General features: G+C 62.1%; 3 protein-coding genes. 1 reads left to right on the forward strand and 2 read right to left on the reverse strand.

Going from position 1 to position 1,549, the window contains the following annotated elements; translation table 11 throughout:
- Positions 1-107, reverse strand: a 107-nt coding sequence (locus tag BGI27_RS17725; protein ID WP_141239830.1) for a transposase, incomplete at its 3' end; no start/stop codon positions are given.
- Between the two features lie 37 nt (positions 108-144).
- Here BGI27_RS17725 and BGI27_RS17730 point away from each other — a divergent pair.
- Positions 145-465, forward strand: a complete 321-nt coding sequence (locus tag BGI27_RS17730; protein WP_095526092.1) for a CorA family divalent cation transporter — start codon at positions 145-147, stop codon at positions 463-465.
- A 129-nt stretch (positions 466-594) separates the two neighbouring features.
- Here BGI27_RS17730 and BGI27_RS17735 read toward each other — a convergent pair whose 3' ends face one another.
- Positions 595-1,341 carry a PP2C family protein-serine/threonine phosphatase gene (locus tag BGI27_RS17735; protein WP_095526093.1) on the reverse strand — a complete coding sequence of 249 codons (747 nt, stop codon included), beginning with the start codon at positions 1,339-1,341 and terminating at the stop codon, positions 595-597.
- Between the last annotated feature and the right edge of the window lie 208 nt (positions 1,342-1,549).

The following is a 1,549-nucleotide window of genomic DNA, read 5'->3' on the forward strand; positions in this document are numbered from 1 at the left end:
ATGCTCACATCCAGTCGCCCGGCAACGTCCGCAACGCTATGTCCGCGATCGGTCACTTGCTTGACCGCTTCAATCTTGAACTCTTCCGTGTATCGCTTGCTACTCATAGACACCTCCACTTGGTTGCCAGCTTAAGGCTTCGAAGTGTCTAGTGAACCGGGGGCGATTCAGCATGTGGTCGAGCAGCTCGACACCCTGCGCGAGCTGATCAGCGGCCTGCTGGAGATCTTCATGTCCTCGGCCAGCAATTACCTCAACGCGGAGCTGCGCGTGCTCACCGTGGTGACCACCCTGTTCGCACCGGCCACGCTGCTGACCGGCTTCTTTGGCATGAACTTCGTACACATGCCCTGGCTGCAGGAGAACGCGGGCTGGGTATGGGTGGTCGGGCTGATCCTGCTGTCCGGGCTGGGACTGATCGGCGCGCTGTTCTGGCGCCGCTGGTGGATTCGGCACAACAACTGAGCCAGGCCGATCCCGTGGATCCGGCTTCAGCCGGATGCGGCCTCGCCCACTGGGATCGTCAGGCTGAAGCCTGACCCACCTCGTCACCTGCGGCCCGGTCTCGGACCATAAAGGATCGCAAACAGCGTCTCAGGCCGGCTTGATCTTCACGATCGCCAGCGAAATGTTGTCGCCCACGCCTTCGCCACGCTCGCGTGCCGCATTGATCAGCACACGCGCCGCACTGCGTGCATCCAGTTCGTGCAAGGCGCGTGCAATCTCATCCGCCTCGAGCAGCCCCCAGAGGCCATCCGAGCACAGCAGGAAGCTGTCGCCCGGTTCCAGCGCGTTGAGCTCGCCGTAATCGATGTTGGGATCCGTCTCCGCCCCCAGGCAAGAGAGCAGTAGACTGCGCTGCGGATGATGCTGGGCCATTTCCTCGGTGATGCGCCGTGTGCGGATCAGCTCTGCGACCAGGGAATGGTCCTGCGTATGGCACACGAACTTGCCACGCCGGAAGTGATACAGGCGCGAATCTCCGCAATGCGCCCATTCCACTGCGCCCGGACGCATCACCATCACCACAGCGGTACTGTGCGGATCCGCCTCGCTGGTGAAACGCGTGAGCTTGATCACCACGTGCGCTTCCTCGATCACCCCTTTGAGGAATTCACGTGTGGACTCTGTGCCTGGCGAGAAACTGGCGAAATTCTGTTTGGCCTTGAGAATCACCTGCTGCGCGGCGATCGCGCCACCGGAGTGGCCGCCCATGCCATCGGCCAGCACCGCGATCAGGCAATCGTTGCGCGTCGGATGCGGCAGGATGGCGACCCGATCCTGCTGATCGCTCCGGTCCCCGATGTGCATGGCAGCGCAGGTGTCGATGGCGAAAGGCATGAATTGGGTGTCCGGGCGGAGTTCGTGCGAAAGAGGGCGATTCTAGCCATAAAGTCACTACCGCACGCAGGTGGAATCGACTTGGGAAGCTGCGTCAATTCCACACGGCAGCCGCCTTGTATCTTTAAGCCTCGGACCGGCTCGGGTAGCCCGAGCGGCCTCTGGGATGTTTGAAGCCCGTGACTGAGCACTGGGCGCCTGAGCCGGA

Source organism: Candidatus Dactylopiibacterium carminicum (assembly GCF_014736495.1).
GTDB classification, from domain to species: domain Bacteria; phylum Pseudomonadota; class Gammaproteobacteria; order Burkholderiales; family Rhodocyclaceae; genus Uliginosibacterium; species Uliginosibacterium carminicum.